Genomic DNA, 4,208 nt, shown 5'->3' with positions numbered 1-4,208 from the left:
CAGATGTACGACCACGCCGAAACCCACCCCGCCGCCGCGAACTTCCCCTTCGAACTCGCCCGCATCCGCCTCGCCCACGGCATCCGCCTACGACACACCCAGGGGCCCAAGGCCGCACGCCAGCTCCTCCTGCGAGCCGCGGAAGCGTTTGAGCGGCTCGGCGCACCCACCTGGACCGAGCGGGCCCGGGCCGAGATGAGGGCGTCGGGGCTGGCCACCCGTGCCACGTCCGCACAGCTCGCCGAACTGACCTGGCAGGAACGCCGGATCGCCGATCTCGCCGCCCTCGGTCTGACCAACAAGGAGATCGGCGAGCGGATGCGTCTGTCGCCGCGCACGGTCAGCTCCCACCTCTACCGGGTGTTCCCCAAACTGGGCATCACCTCGCGCGCCGCACTGCGCGACGCGCTGGCCAGACTGGAGGACGAACGGGACATCTGATGGCCGAGGGGCCATTCTCACAAGCCCGGCCCGGCTGGGAAGCGTTGTTTCAGTCGAATGACTTAAGCCCCGGGTTCCAAAGCAGCGGGCAGAAATACGGCCGTCAAGGCGGCGGATGTGCCGCCCGGCCTCGCCACCTGCGGCTCCATGGCCGGGCGCCGGGGAACCGGGAGTGCGCGGGGTGGCAGCAATCGTCGGCCGCATCGTACCGTCATGTGACTGATGTGTCCGGTTTCACCGCAGACGAGAGTATGTGCCGCCGGTCCGGGCCGCGGGAGGAAACAGTCTCCACCCGCTGTCCGGTGCACGGGAAACAATCTCGCGTCACCTGCTTGCGGGGTGACAAGCTGTGTGCGGGGGTCGTCGCGCCAAGAGCCGCTGTGATCGCGTACCGCCGATGCGAATGAGAGGTTTCCCGGGCTCGGGCCGGTCACCGGAAACGCACGACGGAGGGTTTCACATGATCAACAGGCGCACCTTCAGCAAGGCCGTCGGCCTGGGCGCCGGCGCGGCCGCCGCGGTCTCGCTGTCCGGCTTGACGGCCAACGCGTCCGCCACCACCGCCTCGCCCCGGTCGAGCGGCACACCCGTTCCCACCGTGCCCGCCATCACCCCCGGCACCCACACCGGCTTCCGCACTCTCAAGCACGTCAAGGCGGGCGTCCTGGACATCGGTTACGCCGAGGCCGGACCCGCTCACGGCCCCGTCGTCATCTGCCTGCACGGCTGGCCCTACGACATCCACAGCTTCGTCGACGTCGCCCCGCTCCTCGCCGACCTGGGCTACCGAGTCATCGTTCCCTATCTCCGCGGCCACGGCAGCACCAGCTTCCTGTCCCGCCGCACCCCCCGCAACGCCGAGCAGTCCGCCATCGCCCTCGACATCATCGCCCTGATGGACGCCCTCAAGATCGACAAGGCGGTCCTCGCCGGCTTCGACTGGGGCTCGCGCACCGCCGACATCATCGCCGCCCTGTGGCCCGAGCGCGTCAAGGCGCTGGTCTCCACCACCGGCTATGTCATCACCAACCTCAAGGCGCAGCTGGAGCCCGCCGCCCCGGCCGTCGAGCGCAACTGGTGGTACCAGTGGTACTTCGCCACCGACCGCGGCAAGAAGGCCATGGAGAACGAGAAGGAGCGCATCGCGCTGTGCCGCTACGTGTGGACCCTCGTCTCCCCCAACTGGAACTTCGACGACGCCACCTTCGCGCGGACCGCCGAGGCCTTCAAGAACCCCGACTACGCCGCCATCGTCCTCTACAACTACCGCTGGCGGATCGGCCTCATCGAGGGCGAACGACGCTACGACCGTTACGAGAAGCAGCTCGCCGCGCAGCCCCCGATCGCCGTTCCCACCATCACCCTCGACCCGGCGCTGGACCCCTTCACTCCGGCTGGCGACGGCTCTTCCTACCGCGCTCACTTCACCGGCCCCTACGACCACCGCACCATCGCGAACATCGGCCACAACCTGCCGCAGGAAGCGCCCACCGTCTTCGCCCAGGCCGTCGTCGACGCCGTCCACCTCTAGACAGTCCTGAGCCCCGCACCCGACGCCGACCCGGCAACCCGCATCCGTGTCGCGGTCACAGAGGATGCTCTCCGGCTGTGCGACGGCCCTGGCCGACCTCATCGTGCGGGCCCCGTGGGCGAAGCAGGGCGAGGGATGACGGCCGACGGGGCGTGAGGGCGCCGTACGAAACGACGTGGTGAGGGCGGCGCCCGGCCGACCGATCGCGGCCGACGCGGCGAGGGCGGCCTACGGCCGACCGGATCACGGCCGGCCGCACCTGGCTCGTCCCGGGGGCCCGGACCAGTGACACGTGCGCGTCGGCCCGGGACGCGCGCGGCCGGGAAGGGCATCGTCCTTCCCGGCCGCGCGTGTGTTCAGGACTGGTCGCGCCTGGGCAGGCGCCAGTTCGGGCGCGGGAAGTGGCAGGTGTAGCCGTCCGGGTAGCGCTGGAGGTAGTCCTGGTGCTCCGGCTCGGCCTCCCAGAACGGGCCGGCCGGCACCACCTCGGTCACCACCGGCCCCGGCCACAGCCCGGACGCCTCGACGTCGGCAATGGTGTCCTGCGCGACGCGGCGCTGCTCGTCGTCGAGGTAGAAGATCGCGGAGCGGTAGCTGAGGCCCACGTCGTTGCCCTGCCGGTTCGTCGTGGTCGGGTCGTGGATCTGGAAGAAGTACTCCAGGATCGTGCGGTAGTCGGTGACCGTGCGATCGAAGGTGATCTCGATCGATTCCGCGTGTTTTCCGTGGTCGCGGTAGGTGGGACGGGGCTTGTCGTCGTCCCCGCTGTAGCCGACCCCGGTGTCCACGACACCGGGCAGCGCCCGGATCAGCTCCTGCATCCCCCAGAAGCAGCCACCCGCCAGCAGCGCCTTCTCCTCGACGTCGCTCATGGCACCTCACCTTTCTGTCCGCGTCCGTTCGCGCGGGCTCCAGCCTCGCACACCGGCAGGAAGTCCCACATCTCTCGTCACCATCTTGACAGGTGACGAACTGCATGACAACTTCGTCACCAGCCAGGGCAGTGATGAAGCCGGTGCGGCCGGACCGATCACTGTCGAAACACCTGAAAGGGGTTTGTCGTGGTGAGCATCAAGGGTGGACGCGAGCGGCTGGTGACGGGTGTGGTCTCGACGGTCACGGCGGGTCTCGCGCTCGGCGCGTTCGCCCTCAGCGGCACCGCCAGCGGCGCGGCCAAGACCGCTGAGGCCGCCGGAGCCGACAGACACACCAAGCCGACCATCGTCCTGGAGCACGGCGCCTTCGCCGACGGCTCCAGCTGGAACGGCGTCATCGCCGATCTGCGCGCCGACGGCTACCCCGTCGTCGCCGCCGCCAACCCCCTGCGCGGTCCGGCCTCCGACGCCGCCGCCCTGCGCACGGTCCTCGACCACGTCAAGGGCCCGAAGATCCTCGTCGGCCACTCCTACGGCGGCAACGTCATCAGCGAGGCCGCGACCAACGACCCCGAGGTCAAGGCCCTCGTCTACGTCGCCGCCTTCCTGCCCGCCCCCGGCGAGACCGCCCTGGAACTCACCAACAAGTACCCGGGCTCGACCCTCCCCGACGCCCTCGACCCGGTCACCTACCAGCAGGCCGACGGCACCACCGCCACCGACCTCTACATCCAGCAGGACAAGTTCCGCCACCAGTTCGCCGCGGACGTCCCCGCGCAGCAGGCCGCCCTCATGGCCGCCGAACAGCGCCCCATCGCGCAGGCCGCCCTTGAGGAGAAGGCCACCACCGCCGCATGGAAGACCATCCCCAGCTGGGACATCGTCACCAACCAGGACCTCAACATCCCCGCCGCGGTCCAGCGCTTCATGGCCGAGCGCGCCCACGCGCACACCACTGAGGTCGCCGCGTCCCACTCGGTCGCCGTCTCTCACCCCGGCCCGGTCGCCGACGTCATCGAACGAGCCGCCCGCACCACCGTCCGCTGACCGACCCCACACCGAAGGGCGGCGGGACCACAGCTCCCGCCGCCCTCGGGCGACACCGGTGGGACGGCCGACAGAATCCGCGCACCTCATGGGTGTGCGTTCGCACCAGAATGGACGGCATGACCTCGCACTCCGACAACCGCGCACTCGGGGCCTTCCTCAAAGCCCGCCGGGCGCAGCTCACACCATCCGCGTGCGGGCTGCCCGGGACGGACTCCGCCCGCAGGGTCGCGGGGCTGCGCCGTGAGGAGGTCGCCCGGCTCGCCGCGATCAGCGTGGACTACTACACCCGGCTCGAACAGGGCCGCGTCCGG

The 4,208-nt window shown here is 70.1% G+C and carries 5 protein-coding genes; 4 read left to right on the top strand and 1 reads right to left on the bottom strand.

The features are described 5' to 3' along the window. The coding region (locus tag IEZ15_RS43500; protein ID WP_189282454.1) for a helix-turn-helix transcriptional regulator at window positions 1-441 on the top strand (441 nt) is incomplete at its 5' end. 460 nt (window positions 442-901) lie between these two features. After that, entirely contained in the window at window positions 902-1,972 is a 1,071-nt protein-coding gene (locus tag IEZ15_RS43495; protein WP_189282453.1) for an alpha/beta fold hydrolase, read from the top strand. 356 nt (window positions 1,973-2,328) lie between these two features. Here the strand turns inward: IEZ15_RS43495 and msrA are convergent, their stop codons facing one another. After that, window positions 2,329-2,844, bottom strand: coding sequence for a peptide-methionine (S)-S-oxide reductase MsrA (msrA, locus tag IEZ15_RS43490; RefSeq protein ID WP_189282452.1), 516 nt, complete (start codon window positions 2,842-2,844; stop codon window positions 2,329-2,331). Window positions 2,845-3,033: 189 nt separating this feature from the next. On the opposite strand from msrA, the gene IEZ15_RS43485 reads away from it, so the two are divergent. Continuing rightward, complete coding sequence (locus tag IEZ15_RS43485) at window positions 3,034-3,894, top strand: alpha/beta fold hydrolase (protein ID WP_189282451.1); 861 nt, start codon at window positions 3,034-3,036, stop codon at window positions 3,892-3,894. A gap of 119 nt (window positions 3,895-4,013) precedes the next feature. Continuing rightward, window positions 4,014-4,208, top strand: a 195-nt coding sequence (locus IEZ15_RS43480) for a helix-turn-helix domain-containing protein (protein ID WP_189282450.1), incomplete at its 3' end; no start/stop codon positions are given.

Origin of the sequence: Streptomyces atratus, from assembly GCF_014648655.1 — a bacterium.
Classification (GTDB): domain Bacteria; phylum Actinomycetota; class Actinomycetes; order Streptomycetales; family Streptomycetaceae; genus Streptomyces; species Streptomyces atratus.
This window is presented reverse-complemented; position numbering and strand designations above follow the sequence as displayed.